The 17,656-nt window shown below is 31.4% G+C and carries 20 protein-coding genes; 3 read left to right on the forward strand and 17 right to left on the reverse strand.

What is annotated here, in order from left to right:
- Window positions 1-49: 49 nt before the first annotated feature.
- From csn2 to B5X47_RS12205, 8 genes are all read right to left on the reverse strand, one after another.
- Window positions 50-721 carry a type II-A CRISPR-associated protein Csn2 gene (gene csn2 / locus B5X47_RS12170; RefSeq protein ID WP_079590456.1) on the reverse strand — a complete coding sequence of 224 codons (672 nt, stop codon included), beginning with the start codon at window positions 719-721 and terminating at the stop codon, window positions 50-52.
- Complete coding sequence (gene cas2, locus B5X47_RS12175; RefSeq protein ID WP_242951052.1) at window positions 718-1,038, reverse strand: CRISPR-associated endonuclease Cas2; 321 nt, start codon at window positions 1,036-1,038, stop codon at window positions 718-720. The genes csn2 and cas2 overlap by 4 nt, the downstream gene beginning before the upstream one ends.
- On the reverse strand, window positions 1,028-1,906 hold the full coding sequence (gene cas1, locus B5X47_RS12180; RefSeq protein WP_079590460.1) for a type II CRISPR-associated endonuclease Cas1: 879 nt from the start codon (window positions 1,904-1,906) through the stop codon (window positions 1,028-1,030). The genes cas2 and cas1 overlap by 11 nt, the downstream gene beginning before the upstream one ends.
- Window positions 1,903-6,000: a type II CRISPR RNA-guided endonuclease Cas9 gene (gene cas9 / locus B5X47_RS12185; RefSeq protein WP_079590463.1), complete on the reverse strand. Its 4,098-nt coding sequence runs from the start codon at window positions 5,998-6,000 to the stop codon at window positions 1,903-1,905. The genes cas1 and cas9 overlap by 4 nt, the downstream gene beginning before the upstream one ends.
- 259 nt (window positions 6,001-6,259) lie before the next feature.
- Entirely contained in the window at window positions 6,260-6,997 is a 738-nt protein-coding gene (locus tag B5X47_RS12190; protein WP_079590465.1) for a nitroreductase family protein, read from the reverse strand.
- A gap of 184 nt (window positions 6,998-7,181) precedes the next feature.
- Window positions 7,182-7,385 (reverse strand): type II toxin-antitoxin system antitoxin, encoded by a 204-nt coding sequence (locus tag B5X47_RS12195; RefSeq protein ID WP_079590467.1) that lies wholly within the window; start codon window positions 7,383-7,385, stop codon window positions 7,182-7,184.
- 27 nt (window positions 7,386-7,412) lie between these two features.
- Window positions 7,413-8,420, reverse strand: coding sequence for an SPFH domain-containing protein (locus B5X47_RS12200; RefSeq protein ID WP_079590469.1), 1,008 nt, complete (start codon window positions 8,418-8,420; stop codon window positions 7,413-7,415).
- Between the two features lie 241 nt (window positions 8,421-8,661).
- Window positions 8,662-9,081: a 2-thiouracil desulfurase family protein gene (locus B5X47_RS12205; RefSeq protein WP_079590471.1), complete on the reverse strand. Its 420-nt coding sequence runs from the start codon at window positions 9,079-9,081 to the stop codon at window positions 8,662-8,664.
- A 335-nt stretch (window positions 9,082-9,416) separates the two neighbouring features.
- Between B5X47_RS12205 and B5X47_RS12210 the strand changes: the two genes are divergently transcribed.
- Both B5X47_RS12210 and B5X47_RS12215 read left to right on the forward strand, forming a co-directional pair.
- Complete coding sequence (locus B5X47_RS12210; RefSeq protein ID WP_079590473.1) at window positions 9,417-10,469, forward strand: S-layer homology domain-containing protein; 1,053 nt, start codon at window positions 9,417-9,419, stop codon at window positions 10,467-10,469.
- 10 nt (window positions 10,470-10,479) lie between these two features.
- Window positions 10,480-10,899: a hypothetical protein gene (locus B5X47_RS12215; protein WP_079590475.1), complete on the forward strand. Its 420-nt coding sequence runs from the start codon at window positions 10,480-10,482 to the stop codon at window positions 10,897-10,899.
- Between the two features lie 169 nt (window positions 10,900-11,068).
- Here the strand turns inward: B5X47_RS12215 and B5X47_RS12220 are convergent, their stop codons facing one another.
- The 8 genes from B5X47_RS12220 to B5X47_RS12255 form a co-directional block, all read right to left on the reverse strand.
- Entirely contained in the window at window positions 11,069-11,332 is a 264-nt protein-coding gene (locus tag B5X47_RS12220; protein WP_079590477.1) for a type II toxin-antitoxin system RelE family toxin, read from the reverse strand.
- Window positions 11,329-11,541: a type II toxin-antitoxin system RelB family antitoxin gene (gene relB / locus B5X47_RS12225; RefSeq protein ID WP_242951053.1), complete on the reverse strand. Its 213-nt coding sequence runs from the start codon at window positions 11,539-11,541 to the stop codon at window positions 11,329-11,331. The genes B5X47_RS12220 and relB overlap by 4 nt, the downstream gene beginning before the upstream one ends.
- A gap of 146 nt (window positions 11,542-11,687) precedes the next feature.
- A complete protein-coding gene (rpsI, locus tag B5X47_RS12230; RefSeq protein ID WP_013362373.1) occupies window positions 11,688-12,080 on the reverse strand; it encodes a 30S ribosomal protein S9 in 393 nt (130 codons plus the stop codon).
- A gap of 24 nt (window positions 12,081-12,104) precedes the next feature.
- On the reverse strand, window positions 12,105-12,533 hold the full coding sequence (gene rplM / locus B5X47_RS12235; protein ID WP_079590481.1) for a 50S ribosomal protein L13: 429 nt from the start codon (window positions 12,531-12,533) through the stop codon (window positions 12,105-12,107).
- Window positions 12,534-12,633: 100 nt separating this feature from the next.
- On the reverse strand, window positions 12,634-13,383 hold the full coding sequence (truA, locus tag B5X47_RS12240; RefSeq protein ID WP_079590483.1) for a tRNA pseudouridine(38-40) synthase TruA: 750 nt from the start codon (window positions 13,381-13,383) through the stop codon (window positions 12,634-12,636).
- On the reverse strand, window positions 13,383-14,186 hold the full coding sequence (locus B5X47_RS12245; protein WP_013362376.1) for an energy-coupling factor transporter transmembrane component T family protein: 804 nt from the start codon (window positions 14,184-14,186) through the stop codon (window positions 13,383-13,385). The genes truA and B5X47_RS12245 overlap by 1 nt, the downstream gene beginning before the upstream one ends.
- Complete coding sequence (locus tag B5X47_RS12250) at window positions 14,179-15,042, reverse strand: energy-coupling factor transporter ATPase (RefSeq protein WP_079590485.1); 864 nt, start codon at window positions 15,040-15,042, stop codon at window positions 14,179-14,181. Before B5X47_RS12250 ends, B5X47_RS12245 begins: the two co-directional genes overlap by 8 nt.
- The gene (locus B5X47_RS12255) at window positions 15,033-15,863 is read right to left on the reverse strand and encodes an energy-coupling factor transporter ATPase (RefSeq protein WP_013362379.1); all 831 of its coding nucleotides are present in this window, start codon (window positions 15,861-15,863) and stop codon (window positions 15,033-15,035) included. The genes B5X47_RS12250 and B5X47_RS12255 overlap by 10 nt, the downstream gene beginning before the upstream one ends.
- A 308-nt stretch (window positions 15,864-16,171) precedes the next feature.
- Here B5X47_RS12255 and B5X47_RS12260 point away from each other — a divergent pair, with 308 nt between their 5' ends.
- Window positions 16,172-17,089, forward strand: coding sequence for a YARHG domain-containing protein (locus B5X47_RS12260; protein ID WP_079590487.1), 918 nt, complete (start codon window positions 16,172-16,174; stop codon window positions 17,087-17,089).
- Window positions 17,090-17,302: 213 nt separating this feature from the next.
- Here the strand turns inward: B5X47_RS12260 and rplQ are convergent, their stop codons facing one another.
- Window positions 17,303-17,644: a 50S ribosomal protein L17 gene (gene rplQ / locus B5X47_RS12265; RefSeq protein ID WP_079590489.1), complete on the reverse strand. Its 342-nt coding sequence runs from the start codon at window positions 17,642-17,644 to the stop codon at window positions 17,303-17,305.
- Window positions 17,645-17,656: the final 12 nt, after the last annotated feature.

Genomic DNA, 17,656 nt, shown 5'->3' on the forward strand with positions numbered 1-17,656 from the left:
ACGCCGTGTAATTCTATCGAGTAAAATAAATTATTTTGAATCAGTAAATCTAAAATTCACATAAATCACTATCAATTACTATCTTGCTTTCATAATCAGAATACTCATAATCATTAGCACTTATGATTAATACTTTAAGTTTATTGTACAGTACAGTCTTATAGAAATCATCAATTTCTTCATCTGATATATAGTTTCTCAAATTTAGTAAAATAAAACATTTTTCGGAATCAAATTCTCTAACAAGCAACATATAATCTATTATTTTTTCAGCCAATGATTCATAGTCCTCTTTAAATTTAAAGTCAATTGTCTTTAGGATGTTTGATATATCATATTCATATATGAAATCAATATCATGGTCTATTTCTTCAGACAAAATTTTTGCATATTCACTTATAAATAGATATAATTCTTTAGTTTTTATTAAGAAATCTTCTCCTTGGGCGATTGTATCCATTTTCTTTAACAATTTCCCAATTAATGTCTTTTTATTAATTTCAAAAGGAATAAATTGAGTAATGATTTCAATATTTTTAGATATTTCTTTAGGAGAATTGTCTATGGAAAAGACAAATCTTCCTTTACAATTATTAATTTGTCCATATAATTCTGTAAGAATGCTTGTAAATAGCTTTTGGTTTTCTATCACCAATATATTTACTTTGCTTTCATTACTTAAGTTTATTATTTCACTTATTAATGGATGAACTAGTTTCATATTATAATTAGCCTTTCATCACTATTTATAACATCAGATTGATTTTCCCCAATCAAATACTCTGATTTAGAAAACTGTTTTTCTGTGATTGTGAGTATTTGAACCAATCCTTTAGGTGGTTTATTTTTTCTTAGATTGTCATATACTCCACTTACTGCAGTTTGATTTAATACTATTTTGCAATAAACAGATTCCTGAAGCATCATAAATCCGCTTTTTACTAGATATTTTCTAAATTTTCTATATTCCTTTTGATTTTCTAAACTTATTGTAGGCAAATCGAAAAATACAAATATTCTCATATATCTATAGCTCATAGTTATAAAATTTAATAAGCGATATATCTTTATCTTCAATTGCTTCAAAAATACTATGACAATAGATTTTTATCGCATTACTAACAAACTGCTCCTTTCCATCAATTATTACGGTATCATTAAGTATATCTATAAGCATAAGCCTTTGGTCTTTTTCAAATACGTTAAAATTATTATACTTAACAACCCTGTCAACCAAAATTCTAAATGGCTCCATTAAATCTGAGCTAAGGTTAAATTGGTTAAACATATTATTATGAAATATACCTAGCTGAGTAAGATATCCATTAGCTACTATTTCTCTATTGAATGCAGATAATAATATACTATATCCATAATTAAGCCCCGCATTAATAGAATTGTCAGCACTTCTAGTAAAATCCATTCCAAAAATAGCATTGAAATATACTTTTGCAGCATGACCCTCCCTATTTGTAACATCTGAAAGTTCAATTTGAGTAGTGTATTCATCTAGAAGTAATGCTTCATCAAATTTTTCTAGTTCTTTTAAAAACTTAGATTGCTTTTTAATTTTTTCAGTAACAATTTCACTCCATACAGTTTGTTTGATATAATCATTCCACTTTATTTGTTTTTCTAGTTTTCTGCTACAATCATGGCTACCATAATAGTTCATGAGCTCTGAGCAAGGATTTCTTTTATTGTCACAAAAAATTACTTTTACTTTTTTTGATGCAAGTTCACAAATCAAGCATCCTGTAATCGATATAGCTGTGTTTTCTATTACAAGTGTCGATATTTCATCAATATGAACTCTTTTAGTCCCTTCATCACTTCTTATTACTAGGTAGCCTAATTTTAGGTCAAGCTTACATCTTTTTGTTATTACTAAAGTTCTCCAACTCATAGCTCTAATAAATTTCCTGATTTTTTCTCAAACAAACCTGTAGGAGATTGGTCAATGATTTCTATACAACTAAACTTAGTTCCATTTATTTTTGAATTAATATAAATTTTTCCAGTATTTTTTGATCCCCCAATAGATTTAAGGTCACATGTATCTTTTCTTCCTGTTTTAAAATATTTAACTAACTCTAGAAGAATTTTTGATTGTTCTTCCAAATTTGCAACTTTAAATTTTTCTAAGCCTTCTACTAAAATTGATTTAAGAGTACTGTACGCAGATAATTTTGTAAAAATATTTTGATTGCATTTATTAAAAATTTCTTCATATAATTCAATGTTCTGTTCTTTTGTGATTTTATCAAAATTTTCATTAATTTTTAATTCAGTTCGATTTTTTGATGATTTTTCAATTATGCTAGTAATTCTTTTAATATATTTTTCGTATATAGGAGAAACGACTAGTGGTATACTTGAAGTTAAAACTATCCTGTCCCCACCATGTGACTTAGACGCTATATTTGCTCTGAATCCATCTAATTCTAATATTGCATTAATTTTTATTATTTTTCTGTTATTAATTAATTCAGGATTATTTAGCCCTAACTTCAATTTGCAATACTCAACTGCAAATTCGTCATCATTTATAAATTTATCCGCATAAAGGAGTTCTACCGGTTTGATAGATATACATTGTTTCCCTTTTTCCGTATGTTTTACTAATGTAAAGAAACTAGCTGTTGTATCGCTATATCCTCCATATATATCAGTAGGTAAATGTTTCTTTCTTGGAATCAAAGCATTTTCTTTGTGTGGAGCTTTAAGCGGATTTTGATCAAAGAAACCGCCTTTTCTGCAAAAAGCATATCTAACATAATTGATATTATTTTTACTCATGGTTTTCTTAACCTGAGAAATTGTGGTTCCATCAGCTATCCATGCTACCTCACCGTTTCTTTTTATATCTCTAGATAACAATCCATTTTTTTCTTTAATATTGATGCTGTATTTTTCTTTTGATTTTATAAAGTTAAGTGGATTTTTTGTAAATTTAACATTATATACATTTCCTATGACTATATTTAAATACGCATCCTTAGCATGGTGTAAATCATTTATTTCTCTTGATTTTAGCATATCAAATTGATGTCTAAATTCACTGACTAAACCGGCTTTTACATATACTATCTCAGAATTCGGAAAAATATTTTCTAGTATTCTTGCAACTGCCTTAGTAGATTGCCTAGTTTCCACTAGCTGTCTATTTATAAACCCAGCTAGCTCTTCATCAGCAAATCCTGTCATTCTAGTTAATCTATATAGCTTTTCTTTAGTTATTAAGTTTTTCGACTCTAGCATAGTCCAAAAACCTTTCCTGGCATTTTGAATGTCTTGATTTATGGGATAGATATCTCCTTTTAATCTATTTGCGTTGCTCAAAACAAGAACTTTGTTATTATGTACACTATCGTCCTTAACTTTAGATTGAGGATAAATATGATCAATATCATAGGTATTATCCATTAATTTACTCAAATCAATTTTTTCTCCTGTATACATGCATCTCCCTAGTTGCATATAATACAAGAAATACCTCTCACTTTTTAGCCTGTCGTCTGGTTCATTATCTAACTTGCTAATTATCTCTTTATTTTGCTCTTTAAGCTCTCCATCTAGACTATCGTACAAATCTTTTATCTGCTGTTTTCTTGATTTAGTACGTTTTTTCTCTTGTTCTCCTCTTGCCATTTCAATAAATATTTTTATAGGTTCATTTTTCATTATACTTTTTATTTCTTTAACTATATCTAGAGTTCTATATATAGGTCTTTTAACAGCATTTGAAATATACATTTCTTCTAGCATTGTATTTATATTTGTAGGATATTGCTCGTAATATTCTTTATTGTGAAGCTCAATTTGCTTATAGAAATTAAACTGCTGAGATAGAAGCTGCATTAAATTGTAATTTGTATTCCATAAAGCTCCCACTAAAGTAACGTATTCTCCAGTTTCTGGTATTGTTGCTTGTACTCCTGAAAGTAACTTGTAAGAAAGTCTACCGTAATCTTTAAATTTCATATTTGCTATATATTTTATGTCTTCTTCTATTAAAGAAGGATATTCGGTTTTCAGATATTCCTGTAATCTCTTTTTATCCGTGGTAAAAGATATTCTAGAAATAATATTTTCTACTTGTGCTTCATTTAGTATCCCTTGAGTCAACAGCTTTCTAAATTTATGATATGAACTAAGTGAAGATTTTATATCATCATCTATTCCTCTTACTTCATCATGTGCTTGCATATAGTTATTGCTAACAAGCCAATCCTTTAATCTTTTTTTAGTAATTTTCTTTTGACTATTTTCAAATAAATCTTTATATAAATGCTGTTTGCATTCAATAGTTATTGGATAATCTGATATTTTTATATTATTGATTTCATTAAGCACCATATATTTACAATATAATAATGAATTTTTACAAAGAACATCTTCTCCAGCTAGATAGGTACATTTTGCAGTCATCTTTCTAATAAAAGCTTCTTCGCTTTGTTCATAATCAACCATTTCATGAATATTCCAAGGTAAAATTCTTCCATCAGCTTTTCTTTTTATCCATGAAAATTTCTTGTGATAATCATTTAGTGGTCCTATATAATAAGGGATTCTAAACTCAATAATAGAAAGCAATTTATCAATTATTGTTAATCCATCACCATCTTTTTCCTTTAAAAAAGTATGGAAATTAGACATATTTTCTAGTAACTCTTTTAATTCATGTCTATATACTTGATAAGGAATAACTCCATTATCTGTGTGTATTTGCTTTGGCATAAACTCATTTTTCAACTCTAGTCTAGACATTAAATCATCAAACTTAGCCTTATCTTCATCAAGAACATCTATATTCTTTAACATCTTCTGAATGTATTTGCAAAATTTTTCATTATCAGTCTTTTGATATTCTACTTCTTTTTCATTAGTTGTTTTATTTTTAACAGACTTAAAATTCCCAGAATAGGCTACATAATTATCAAGATCTTTCGCAGATGCTCTGAAAATTTCATAATATTTTTTTGGTATATATTTTTTTACAAGACTTTTTAAAAGCGCTAAATCTTTTTTATGTTTTTTATACATTTCAACTTTTGCTTCGGAAATAAATTCTTTTTCTTTTAAAATATTAGAAAGCACTGACCAATCATAAATCGCTTTGATTCTAGTAACTAAATCGAAATCTATATCTTCTAAAACTTCACTTAAAGAAGCTAATTTTTCATCAAAATCCGAGTCTGCAAATGATATAGTATTATTCTCAATATCATCATAAATATTATTATCGCATAAATCAGATAATTTTATCTTAGCTCCAGTAATTGCCTTTATTATTGTTTCTTCACTTTTATCCAATTTTTTCTTGTTGCTAAAAGCCAATTCTTTTATTTGCTTTTGCTTCTCTTTCATTCCTATCTTCTTTTTCAGAATTTTACCTAATTCATCTTTAATCTCATCTGTCCAGTTAGACTCGACTTCATTTTCTGAAAAAAAGTCTTTAAAAGAAGAATAGACGTTATCAAATAGTATTACATTTTTAATATCATTTTTATCTACTTCAATTAAAAAATGTCCTCTATTTGATAAGATGTATGAAACTGCTAGATATACTAATCTAATATCTTTAGATTCAGTCGTATTAATCAAATCCATAATTAGATGATGAATAGTAGGATAATCTTTATGGTAAGATTTATCATTAATTTTTATGTCATCAAACAATGAATATCTTGTGTCTACAGTCTTATCTATTCTGTGAAGAGCACTCTCATCTAGCCTTTTAAAAAAATCCTCATCCACTTTTGCAATTTCTTTTGCAAATAGTTCTCTTGCAAGCTGTATTCTCTGTTTTTTTCTTTGAAGTCGTCTTCTAGAAGCTCGAAAAATTCTTCTTTCAGCAGATTGTTTTCCTTCTTCAAAAACATGGCTACCCCACATAGCCTTCTTATTGAATTTCTTTATAACATAATTCTCATCAGTAACTGCATAACCTACAGAATTGCTACCAATATCTAATCCCAAATAATACCCCGTTTGCATCTTGACTTCACCTCTTATTATATGGTATTGTTTTGCTATAGGATGATTACCCTATAGAATTACACTACGAGTTCAAATAAAAATTTATTCAAATCGTTCGGTTTACCGTTCCGCACAGTGTGTGCATCTCGAAGTCTGCTTTGCAGGCTTTTTGTTTTGCAATATTTACCAGTTCTTATGATACTATTGTCTCATATACTTGAATAATTATCCATATTAAAATCCCACTATAAATAAACTAAAAATTATTAATTCATACTTATAACTTATATTCCGCTATTTCTATCCATCCTAAACTATCTTTTTCATTTTTATTTATAATAGTTCTTTCAAACTTATACTCATGCTTATTTATAATTATCTCTAGGTAGCAGAGAAATATACCCATATCAAGCGAATTGTAATAAGGTAACTTTACAAAGGGAATAAAGGATTTTACTTTTGTATTTCTATAAATCTTAATTTTATTATCATCAAATGAAGCTCTCCAAGGCTGAGAGTTACAGGCGCTAGGTGCATATCTTACTAGGTTTAGTATTTCCTTATCAAAATCCCCACTAAATAATTCAGCTTCAGATTTTCTCTTGCAGTTTGAAAAATCTGTTCTAAAATCTGTTTCTTTGCTTTTTCCAAATACAAGCATAATCACATAGTCAAGACCGCTTCCAAAATCGGACTTTGGCTTTGCCATTCCATACCAACAGGCTCCTACATTTATGGATGCCATAAATAAATCCATCTGTTCTAACACATAGCCTGCGTTTAATAGATAATTATCCTTATTCTCGCTATAAAATAGCAGAGCATATTCACCATATTTAGCTGTCGTTTCTGATTTTTTTACTATTTCAAATTTAATTTTAATCTCTGGAATAAGCGGAATTACTTTTTCAAACTGGCTTTTTATTAGCTCTAGCTCCTCATCAGATACACTAAGGCTAGAATCAAATTTTCTTATAGATTTTCTTTTGTAAATCATATTGTATAACTCGTCCATCAACACCCCTCCTCATATGCTTAATTATACGCTTGCCATTTTAACTTGAATACAGAATTTTTAAAACTATTATAAAAATAAATCCCTAAATCATAAACGATTTAGGGATTTATAATAGCTGTTGTTTTGGATATATCAAAGCTAGATTCATAATCAATCTTTACTTCTCTAATTGATGTATTTCTTACTCAATATCCAGTTCAGGCGGTATATCTAGTTCATCAGAAACATATTTTCCATTTTTTTTACGCTGTCTCACACATTCTGTAAGAAGGTATTCGATTTGCCCATTTACTGATCTAAAATCATCTTCAGCCCAAGAGGCAATTGCATCATAAAGCTTAGTCGATAATCGCAAAGGAATTTGTTTTTTGCGATTTTCACTCATATCACATCATCTCACTTTTCGAAGTTACTAATATAAACTTCCTGAATTAACAATAGGCTGTGCATCATGGTTTCCACATAATACAACAAGTAGATTAGATACCATAGCTGCTTTTCGCTCTTCATCTAGCTCTACTACTTTGTTTTCATTAAGTTTATCTAATGCCATTTCTACCATTCCTACAGCCCCATCTACTATCATTTTTCTAGCGTCTATGATAGCTGAAGCTTGTTGCCTTTGTAGCATTACTGCTGCGATTTCAGGTGCATATGCTAGGTAGGTGATACGAGCTTCTAATATTTCTAATCCTGCTTCTGCTACTTTTGATTGAATTTCTTCTTTTATTTTTAAAGCTACTAGCTCGCTTGAACCTCTAAGGCTCCCGTCATCAGCTATTCCATCTCCTGTTGTATCTATATTATTAGCTACATCATATGGATAGGTACGAACTATATTTCTAAGTGCTGAGTCACATTGAAGAGAAAGATATTCTTTGAAGTTATCTACAGCAAATACAGCTTTTGCAGTATCTACTACCTTCCATGTCACAGCTATTCCTATTTCAATAGGATTCCCCAAGCAGTCATTTATTTTCTGCTTGTTATTGCTAAGTGTCATGATTTTAAGTGATATCCTTTTATTGTTAGCCTCTACGTTTGCATGTCCCCCGATGCTTCCAATAGTTATTCCTGTGTTATTTGTTGCATCTACATCTCCACTTTGTTTAAGCTTTGTTTTAGAAGCTGGATTCACACTAGAGCAAAATGGATTTACGTAGTAAAAGCCTTCTTCTTTTAATGTTCCTATATACTTACCAAAAAGTGTAAGAACTAAAGCTTCTTGAGGCTTCAATATTTTTAATCCAAGTAAAGATATCCAGCCTATACTTAGCCACAAAATACACACTACCATCAGTAGCGCTGTGCTACTACTTGCAAAGATTATTAATCCACCAATAGCTAATAGGTAAGATAGAATAATTAATATTAAAGCAAGCATACCATTTTTCTTTTTGTTCAAAATTTTCTCTTGCATGACAAATCCCCCATTCCAAAATCAAAATCATAAAAAAATAAAATAACCAAAGGCTGTATCAAAGGAAAATCATATAGCCTTTAAGAATTTCATAGTCTAAATCTATCTAATCTATAAAAACTTACCTGACTAAAAAATTCTATTTGATATCATAATGATATCAAATAGAACAAAAATGTCAAGCATTTACATTATTAATTTGGATTTTGAATTATTATGAGAAATAAGTATTATGTAATTATTAGCTTATATCTTCTGAATCTATGGTTTTAATACCTTGAGCTATAAGAGCTTTTGCAAATATTCCCTGTCCTTTAATCAAATTCCCATTAAAGCTTCCATCATAAATTTGCTTTACTCCGCAGGTAGGGCTTCTAGATTGTAATATAGCTAAATCTACTTCCTTTCCTTCTATCATTTCCATCGCTAATCTCATACCTTCATGAAATTTATCATCCAGATTAATCCCATCTTTTGTCATAATTATTCCATTTACTAGCTCTACAGGTGGTCTTGGACATCCAAGTCCAGCCAGCATTTCAGGACATATCTCAATTACTTCATGTCCCTTTACATAGCTTACCACTGCTTCACTTAAATTATTTCCTCCATTGTATTTACAATTTTCACCAAGAAGACAAGCACTTACTACTATTTTCATTTTTTCTACCTCCTACAACAAATCCCTAAGCCATAAGGACTTATGAGTTTAATATAATTCTTATTATAAAGCTTTAATACTTTTATTGCCTTACAAAAAATATTATCTATATTTTGTTTTAATATTTAATTTTCCTGGGTATTAAATAGCTAAAAACTCGGCTAATCCATATATGGATTAGCCGAGTTTTTTCTATTTTCGGTCTTTTATTAAATATTTATTTAATAAAAATGTGCTTATTAACTAAATTATGATGATAAAACTGTATCATATTTTAGTTTTTTTGTTAAAATATTAGTAATAGAGTAAATCAATTATACCCCTAGGAGGAACTTATGAAATTTAAATCATCACTAGCAAAGTTTATATTAATATCAATGGTATTAACTTCATCATATCAAATATCAAACCCTGTTTTTGCTGAGGCTATAGCAGATAGCTGGGCAAAGCCATCTGTAACAGCAATGGAAAAAGCTAATCTAATTCCTGGAGCATTAAAAGATGATGCAGACCTTACAAAGAATGTATCAAGAGAGGAATTTGCAGAGCTTATAACAACATATTACAACGCTGTAGAAAAGCAAACTAGTATTCCATCGCCATCAGAATCAAAGTTCACTGACACAAAGAATCCTCTTATTGTAATGGCAAATAAGCTAGGTATTGTTGGTGGATATCCTGATGGTTCATTTAAGCCATATAATAACATCACTAGACAAGAGATAGCAGTTATGGCAAACCAAGCTGAAAAGCAGCTGACAAATATAGGGCAAACTAAGAATGTAGATAAGTTTTCAGACAAGGCAAAGATAGCTGACTGGGCAAAAGAAAGCGTAGGCTCATTATCAAATGCAGGTGGAATAGGCGGATATCCAGACGGAACATTTAAGCCTACAAACAATATGACAAAGCAAGAAGCAATAGCTCTAGTATCAAATCTAGCCGCAAAGGCAGGTTTAATAGAAAAGCCAACTGCTCCAACTCCGCCAGTGGCACCTATAGGCGGATCAGTAACTGATATCCCATCAACTCCAACAGGAGTTTTAAATGAGGCTCAAGAGAAACTTGTAGTCGATGGTATTTTAGCAATACCAAACATGACTCGAGCTTTGTGGGATAAGCAAGTCGCTGTATATGAAGAAGCCGCTAGAGGACATATGGCTAATCGATTCGTAGAAAAAGCCGTACCACCTAGTGGAACAAAATGGCTTGTAAATAAAGACACTGTCCATGAGGTTGGTATCCCTGGTATAGCTGGATTGGAAGTAAAGACAGATAACGGAACTTTATACTATAGAGTATTTCAAGTAGGAACGTCTTACGAAAACGGTGGAGTGAGATTAACTACTGAAGTGAATTATAGAACCGAATGGCAAAGGTTAGAATAGGAGGTAGACTATGAAAAAGTTAAACAAACTATTAAGTTTATTTCTTGTTTTAACATTACTTGTACCAATGTTAAACGTGGCATCAGCAGAAGAATTTGACCCACACACTTCTTATCCACTACTTACAGAAGAGGGCAAATACTTCAACATCGAAAATAGCCCCAATTCGATGGGTGGAGTCAAAGACACCATAGATTTTCTTACAACTATAGGTGCCGATGGAAACGAAGTCAATCAAGCAGCAACCTTCTCAGTTGTATCCACAGGAAACTACACCGCAGGAAACTTATCATGGAAGACAACCAGAATAGTAGTAGCAATACATTTTTTCGACCCAGCTACAAATAAAATGACACGTATGGGATATCAGTTCAGGCCAGATGAATTAATCATGGCAAACAATGCAACAACCACAATAACCATATCTTAAAAGTGTTCAATTTCATTTATTTTTAAAAACACCTAAGTTATCAATCTATAATACTGAAACAACAAATTTATTCACAATAGAAAAATCCTAGATTAAGCTCTACTTTTATACACTTGTAGATGCTTTGTTATCTAGGATTTTATAATTATCTAGCTTAATAACTTTTGAACTAGTCATAAATATTTTTTCTGTGCCCTATATCTACTACTATAATAATTATCGTGTCATCATCAATTTCACATATTACTCTATAATCTGCAATACGATATCTCCAAAATCCTTTTAAATTAGCAGATAGAGCCTTTCCTTTTGCTCTAGGTTCTTCTAAAGTTTCAAGATTTCTAAGATATCGTACAATTAGTTTTTGAACGGACTTGTCTAATTTTTTTAACTGCTTTAAGCTATCTTCTGAATAAATTAATTTATAACTCATATACCAAGTTCCTTTTCTACTTCATCAGCAGAATAAAAACTCATTTTTTCTTTTTTATCTAAATAGTCTTTTACTAGCTTTAAATCATATTCATCTTCTATTTTTTCCAGTGCTGCTTGTCTCAAAAACTCTGATACACTTTGTTTTTTTATGGCTGCAAATTTTTTTATTAAATTCTCATCTTCTGAACTACATCTTATTGAAAGCATCAATTTTCACTCCTTTTATTTACATTGTAATACAATGTATTACAAAAAACAAGTGGAGTAAAAATTTATTAGGTATAATAATCTCTAAAATTAACAAATCCCCAAGCCATAATGACTTGGGGATTTTGATATAAATATAATCGATATTAACGCTTAGAGAACTGTGGCGCTCTTCTAGCTGCTTTAAGACCGTATTTCTTTCTCTCTTTCATTCTAGAGTCTCTTGTTAAGAATCCAGCTGATTTAAGAGTTGGTCTAAGTTCAGCATCTACTTTAAGTAGTGCTCTTGAGATACCGTGACGAATTGCTCCAGCTTGACCTGTAAATCCTCCGCCTTCTACTTTTACTATTACATCATATCTTCCTAGAGTTTCAGTAATAGTTAGAGGTCTCATAACCTCTCTCTTTTGAGTTTCATAACCGAAATACTCGTCAAGAGTTCTTCCATTTATTGTAATGTTTCCCTCGCCTGGTAATAGTCTTACTCTAGCGACAGAGCTTTTTCTTCTTCCTGTTCCGAAATATTGTACTTTTGCCATGAAAAAATCCTCCCTTCTCTCAAACTATATGTTTAAAGTCTCAACGCTTTGTGCTGCATGAGTATGCTCGTTACCTGCAAAAATTCTTAGTCTCTTCATCATTGGAGCTCTAAGTTTATTTTTAGGTAGCATTCCTCTTACAGAAAGCTTGATGATTTCTTCAGGCTTTTCTTGTTGAAGCTTTCTAAAGTTAGTTTCTTTCATATTACCGATATAGCCAGTATGTCTTCTATAGATTTTATCGTCAGTTTTGTTTCCTGTTACTACCACCTTGTCAGCGTTTACTACGATAACAAAGTCCCCACCATCAACGTGAGGTGTGAAAGTCACCTTATGTTTTCCTCTAAGTAATCTTGCGATTTCTGTAGAAATTCTACCAAGCGTCTTTCCTTCTGCATCTATAAGGTACCATTTTCTAGTAACCTCAGAAGGTTTAGATATATAAGACTTCATTTATTTTCCTCCTTACCAGATTCTTACTAATTAGTTGGTTGTATATAAAGTCCGGGGCATTGGACAACTTATCTACACATACCAATATATTGTAATATACTTAGGATTTAATGTCAAGATTATAACTTACTTTTTTTAGAAAAAGTCCTTGAGGTGGAGCAGTTGGTCCTGCGAAGCCTCTATCTCCTGTCATTAGTGCCTTTTGTATATCGTACCTAGTTGATTTCTTGCCAAGTTCTATTAGTGTTCCTACTATAATTCTGACCATGTTATATAAAAAACCATTTCCAGTAAACTCAAATTCTATTATATCATTTTCTTTAGTAATTTTTATATCGTATATTGTTCTTATTGTAGTTTTTACGGATGAGCCACTACTGGAAAAGGCTTTAAAGTCATGCTCTCCTATTAGTAGCTTTGCCATAGTTTTAATTATATCTAGGTCCAAGTCTTCTCTGACATGATAAGCATAGTTTCGCTCTATCGGTCTTCTAACTGGTGTATTTAAAACTCTATATCTATAGGTTTTTACTTTCGCGCTATATCTAGAATGAAACTCCTCTGGCACCTCTATGCTATTTAATATTACAATGTCGTCAGGAAGGTTGGTGTTGAGCGCTACAGCAAATTTTTCAGTAGGTATAGTAGAGTCTGTGTGAAAGTTTGCAACTTGACCTAGAGCATGCACTTTTGCATCAGTTCTCCCTGAGCCATAAATATCTGTTTGTTTTTTTGTGACCTTGTATATAGCTTTTTCTATCTCTTCTTGAACGCTAGCAGCATTTGGCTGTCTTTGCCAACCATTATAATTGGTTCCATCGTATTCAATTAAGATTAGAATATTTCTCATTAGATTCCCACCCAGCGCATAGCAACTATTACGCCTAGATATATTACTATTATAGTAGATGCTACGTAGTCTTTAGTAGAAAAATTTATCTCTTTCATTCTAGTTCTTCCATCTCCACCTCTATAGCATCTAGCTTCCATAGCCATGGCGAGTTCATCAGCTCTTCTAAATGCACTGATAAATAATGGTACTAGAAGAGGAATAAGCCCTTTTGCTCTTTTTATCATATTTTTACTTTCAAAATCTGCTCCTCTAGCCATTTGAGCTTTCATTATTTTATCAGTTTCATCCAAAAGAGTAGGTATGAATCTAAGCGCTATAGTCATCATCATCGCTAGTTCATGAGCTGGTACTTTGATTACTCTAAGAGGATTTAGTAGCTTTTCTATACCATCTGTCAGCTCTATAGGTGCTGTAGCTAGAGTTAGTACAGAGGTTCCTATTATAAGAAATACTAATCTTAAGAGCATAAAGCTACCTTGAGTTACCCCTTCTCTTGTAAGCTTCAAAAATCCAAACGACCATATAGGCTCTCCTGGACTTAAGAATGCATTTATAGAAAAGGTCAATATAAGCAATATCCAAAGTGGTTTTAAGCCTTTTAGAATGTATTTTAATGGTATCTTTGATACTTTTATTATCACAAGTAAGAAAGCTAATATAAGGGCGTAGGGAGCAAAGGTATTTATGACAAATAAAGATATCATAAAGATAAAGGTGAATAGTATCTTTACTCTGGGATCTAATCGGTGAATTATGGAATCTGTAGGGTAGTACTGTCCTATTGTTATATCTTTAAGCATCCTTCTTACTCCTTAAAATTCTAATTATTTCTTCCTTTACCTCTTCTATTGTCATTCTGTCCTCAGCTATATCAAACCCTTTTTCTCTGAGTGCTTTTACTAGCTCTACTACTTTTGGTACTCCTAGTCCTATTTCTTTTAATCTAATCTCATGCTTGAATATCTCTCTAGGCGAGCCTACGAATTCTATTTGTCCTCTATTCATAACGATAATTTTGTCGACTAATTTCGAAATATCTTCCATAGAGTGAGATACGAGTATTATTGTGGTATTATGTCTTTTGTGAATTTCTTTTATCTCCTGCAAGATTTCATCTCTACCTCTTGGGTCTAGTCCAGCTGTAGGCTCATCTAAAATAAGAACTTCTGGCTTCATAGCTATTACCCCAGCTATTGCTACCCTTCTTCTTTGACCTCCAGAAAGCTCAAAAGGCGACCTTTCCTTTAGAAGCTCAAAATCTAAGCCCGTAATTTCCATAGCTTCTCTTACTCTTACATCAATTTCTTCTTCTGAAAGTCCCAAGTTACCAGGGCCAAAAGCGATGTCCTTATATATTGTTTCTTCGAAAAGTTGATACTCAGGGTATTGAAATACAAGTCCTACGTTTTTTCTAATTTCAATAAGCGAGGTTTCTTTTTTTGTGATATCAAGTCCATTTATAAGTATAGTGCCTGATGATGGCTTAAGCAGTCCGTTAAGATGCTGTATGAGAGTTGACTTTCCTGAACCTGTATGACCTATTAGTCCAATAAACTCTCCTTTTCCTATCTCAAGATTTACTCCATTTAGAGCTGTGCTTTCAAATGGAGAGCCTGGATTATAAACATGAACTAAATCTTTTATAACTACTGACATAATCTGTTCACCATCTCTTCCACAGTGAGAATATCATCTTCAATATCTATATTCTCATTTCTTAGCTCATATGCTAGTTCTGTCATCTGAGGAACATCTAGCCCTAGTTTTTTTAATTTATCTACTTGCTTGAATATTTCTCTAGGCTTTCCTTGCATTATAAGCTTTCCATCTTCCATTACACATACTCTATCAGCATTTACTGCTTCTTCCATAAAGTGAGTGATATGAATGACAGTTATTTTATCTTCTTTATTAAGTCTATATACGGTATCCATTACTTCTTTACGCCCTCTTGGGTCTAGCATAGCAGTGGGTTCATCCATGATGATGCATCTAGGTTTCATCGCTATTATTCCTGCTATTGCGATTCTTTGCTTTTGTCCTCCAGATAAAAGGTGAGGGGCTTTTTTTGCAAACTCACTCATCCCTACATTTGCAAGAGCTTCATCTACTCTTTTTCTTATTTCTTTTGGTTCTATTCCTAGATTTTCTGGTCCAAATGCCACATCCTCTTCCACTACAGTAGCAACTATTTGGTTATCTGGATTTTGAAATACCATTCCAGCTGTTTGTCTTATATCAAAAGTATTTTCTAATACCGAGGTATCTAATCCATCTACATATACTTTCCCAGAGGTCGGAAGCAGTATAGCATTTAAGTGTTTTGCAAGCGTAGATTTTCCAGAGCCATTATGACCTATCACAACTAGAAATTCTCCTTCGTGTACGTCTAATGTCACTTCATCTATTGCTTTTACTACTCTTTCTCCATCTGTATATTCATAGGTGAGATTATCAATTTTTATAATTGGCTTCATTATTTTCTCCCTTTTAATTACTAAGCTTAATTATGCCTAACCTTAATATTAACATATTTTTACTCTCTTTTAAATATTACATACGTATTTGGTACTATAATTAACCATAAAAATATTTTTAGTTAGGAAGAATTTTTTACAAAGTGTAACTTAGCAGAAATATCAATATAGTCATATATTGTGTTATAATATCTAAAAGTAAAACTTTCTTATTTTATATAGTAAAAATCTATTTCAATAATAGTTTGATATAAATTCTATACCAAGTCTTTATCAACTCATTGGAAAATATAAAAGGAGGTGCTTATATGCCAGAAAATAATTTACCTACTGATTCAGAACTAAAAATAGACGATTTGTTTAAGAATATAGATGAATTAATTTTAAAACGAAATTTTGACGAAGCTTTTAATTTAGTTGAAGAAAATAGAGCTTACATAACAAAATTTGCAAATGTAAAGCAGCAGCTTTTATTGAATAAATACCACACTAAAATTTTGTTTGAACTTACTCTAATGGCTTATGAAGTCGAAAAGGATGCAGATAAATTTTTAAATCTTTTCGAAAAAAACAGAGATTTTTTCGAAGTGCATTTAGATAAGCCTAAATATAACAGGTTGCTAAGATATACCTCAAATATCAAAAAAAATCGTAGAAAAAAGAAGCTTAATATTATTATTCCAGTGGCTTTTTTCTTAGTTGCTCTACTTATTTATGGTGTAGCTACAATGGATATTCTTCCTAAAATATCATTTAATGAAATTTATTCCTCTGTAGCTGAGAAGTTTAAATCTGATAAACCCGATGATGATGCTGATACTCCTGTACCTAACGATGATTCAGCTGAAGATAATGCAGAGCCAGATTCTGGTGGTGCTTCTAATGAGGATGAAGCTATTTCTGAGAATAATTCTTCTGATGGCGGTTCTTCTGATGGCGCTCTAGATGAAGATTATCTGCTTCCTAGCAGTACAAAGGAGCTTACTCTTGATGATATTATTGGAATGAGCTCAAAGGATTTAAGACTTGCTATTAACGAGATGTATGCCAGACATGGATATTATTTTGGCCCAGGAGCCAATCAGCGCTACTTTGACGAAAAGCCTTGGTACAATCCTGATATGAGTATTAAAAGTCCTAACGACATTGTTGAGAATTTTACCGAAATAGAAAATAAGAATCTGTCATTTCTTGCTACTCAAGAAAGACGATTAAAAAACAACTAGGAGGTAAGAATATGAAAATACTGTATAAGAGCTTGTTTATTATATCCTTTATTCTTTTACTCGTGAGCATGGGACTACTTGTTGCAAAAGTTTTCTTTATGAAGTAATGATTTGACTGCTAAAAGTTTTAGACCTTTTTATATTAAAAAATTACCCATTAAAAATACCCTTATCGAAAGCATCACTTTCGATAAGGGTATTTTTATGTTTTAATTAAACCAGTTCAATGATAGCCATTGGTGCGCCATCTCCACGTCTTGGTCCAAGTTTCATTATTCTTGTGTATCCACCTTTTCTTTCACTATACTTAGGTGCGATTTCATCAAATAGAGTTTTTACAACAGTTTCATCCATCATGTAAGCCATAGCTTGTCTTCTGGCATGAAGATCTCCTCTTTTACCAAGAGTAATCATCTTTTCTACCATTCTTCTAGCTTCTTTAGCTCTAGTTTCAGTAGTTGTAACTCTTCCGTGCTTTAGTATGTCTGTAGCAAGGTTTCTAAGTACTGCTTTTCTGTGAGAAGAAACCATGCCTAATTTTCTGTACATTGCCATTGTTAATATCCC

This window comes from Acetoanaerobium noterae (assembly GCF_900168025.1).
In the GTDB taxonomy this organism is placed as follows: domain Bacteria; phylum Bacillota; class Clostridia; order Peptostreptococcales; family Filifactoraceae; genus Acetoanaerobium; species Acetoanaerobium noterae.

Bases quoted from the DNA above. Each gene is read 5' to 3' on its own strand.
- csn2 (WP_079590456.1), bottom strand. From the start codon at position 721: ATGAAACTAGTTCATCCATTAATAAGTGAAATAATAAACTTAAGTAAT.
- cas2 (WP_242951052.1), bottom strand. From the start codon at position 1,038: ATGAGCTATAGATATATGAGAATATTTGTATTTTTCGATTTGCCTACA.
- cas1 (WP_079590460.1), bottom strand. From the start codon at position 1,906: ATGAGTTGGAGAACTTTAGTAATAACAAAAAGATGTAAGCTTGACCTA.
- cas9 (WP_079590463.1), bottom strand. From the start codon at position 6,000: ATGCAAACGGGGTATTATTTGGGATTAGATATTGGTAGCAATTCTGTA.
- B5X47_RS12190 (WP_079590465.1), bottom strand. From the start codon at position 6,997: ATGGACGAGTTATACAATATGATTTACAAAAGAAAATCTATAAGAAAA.
- B5X47_RS12195 (WP_079590467.1), bottom strand. From the start codon at position 7,385: ATGAGTGAAAATCGCAAAAAACAAATTCCTTTGCGATTATCGACTAAG.
- B5X47_RS12200 (WP_079590469.1), bottom strand. From the start codon at position 8,420: ATGCAAGAGAAAATTTTGAACAAAAAGAAAAATGGTATGCTTGCTTTA.
- B5X47_RS12205 (WP_079590471.1), bottom strand. From the start codon at position 9,081: ATGAAAATAGTAGTAAGTGCTTGTCTTCTTGGTGAAAATTGTAAATAC.
- B5X47_RS12210 (WP_079590473.1), top strand. From the start codon at position 9,417: ATGAAATTTAAATCATCACTAGCAAAGTTTATATTAATATCAATGGTA.
- B5X47_RS12215 (WP_079590475.1), top strand. From the start codon at position 10,480: ATGAAAAAGTTAAACAAACTATTAAGTTTATTTCTTGTTTTAACATTA.
- B5X47_RS12220 (WP_079590477.1), bottom strand. From the start codon at position 11,332: ATGAGTTATAAATTAATTTATTCAGAAGATAGCTTAAAGCAGTTAAAA.
- relB (WP_242951053.1), bottom strand. From the start codon at position 11,541: ATGCTTTCAATAAGATGTAGTTCAGAAGATGAGAATTTAATAAAAAAA.
- rpsI (WP_013362373.1), bottom strand. From the start codon at position 12,080: ATGGCAAAAGTACAATATTTCGGAACAGGAAGAAGAAAAAGCTCTGTC.
- rplM (WP_079590481.1), bottom strand. From the start codon at position 12,533: ATGAAGTCTTATATATCTAAACCTTCTGAGGTTACTAGAAAATGGTAC.
- truA (WP_079590483.1), bottom strand. From the start codon at position 13,383: ATGAGAAATATTCTAATCTTAATTGAATACGATGGAACCAATTATAAT.
- B5X47_RS12245 (WP_013362376.1), bottom strand. From the start codon at position 14,186: ATGCTTAAAGATATAACAATAGGACAGTACTACCCTACAGATTCCATA.
- B5X47_RS12250 (WP_079590485.1), bottom strand. From the start codon at position 15,042: ATGTCAGTAGTTATAAAAGATTTAGTTCATGTTTATAATCCAGGCTCT.
- B5X47_RS12255 (WP_013362379.1), bottom strand. From the start codon at position 15,863: ATGAAGCCAATTATAAAAATTGATAATCTCACCTATGAATATACAGAT.
- B5X47_RS12260 (WP_079590487.1), top strand. From the start codon at position 16,172: ATGCCAGAAAATAATTTACCTACTGATTCAGAACTAAAAATAGACGAT.
- rplQ (WP_079590489.1), bottom strand. From the start codon at position 17,644: ATGGCAATGTACAGAAAATTAGGCATGGTTTCTTCTCACAGAAAAGCA.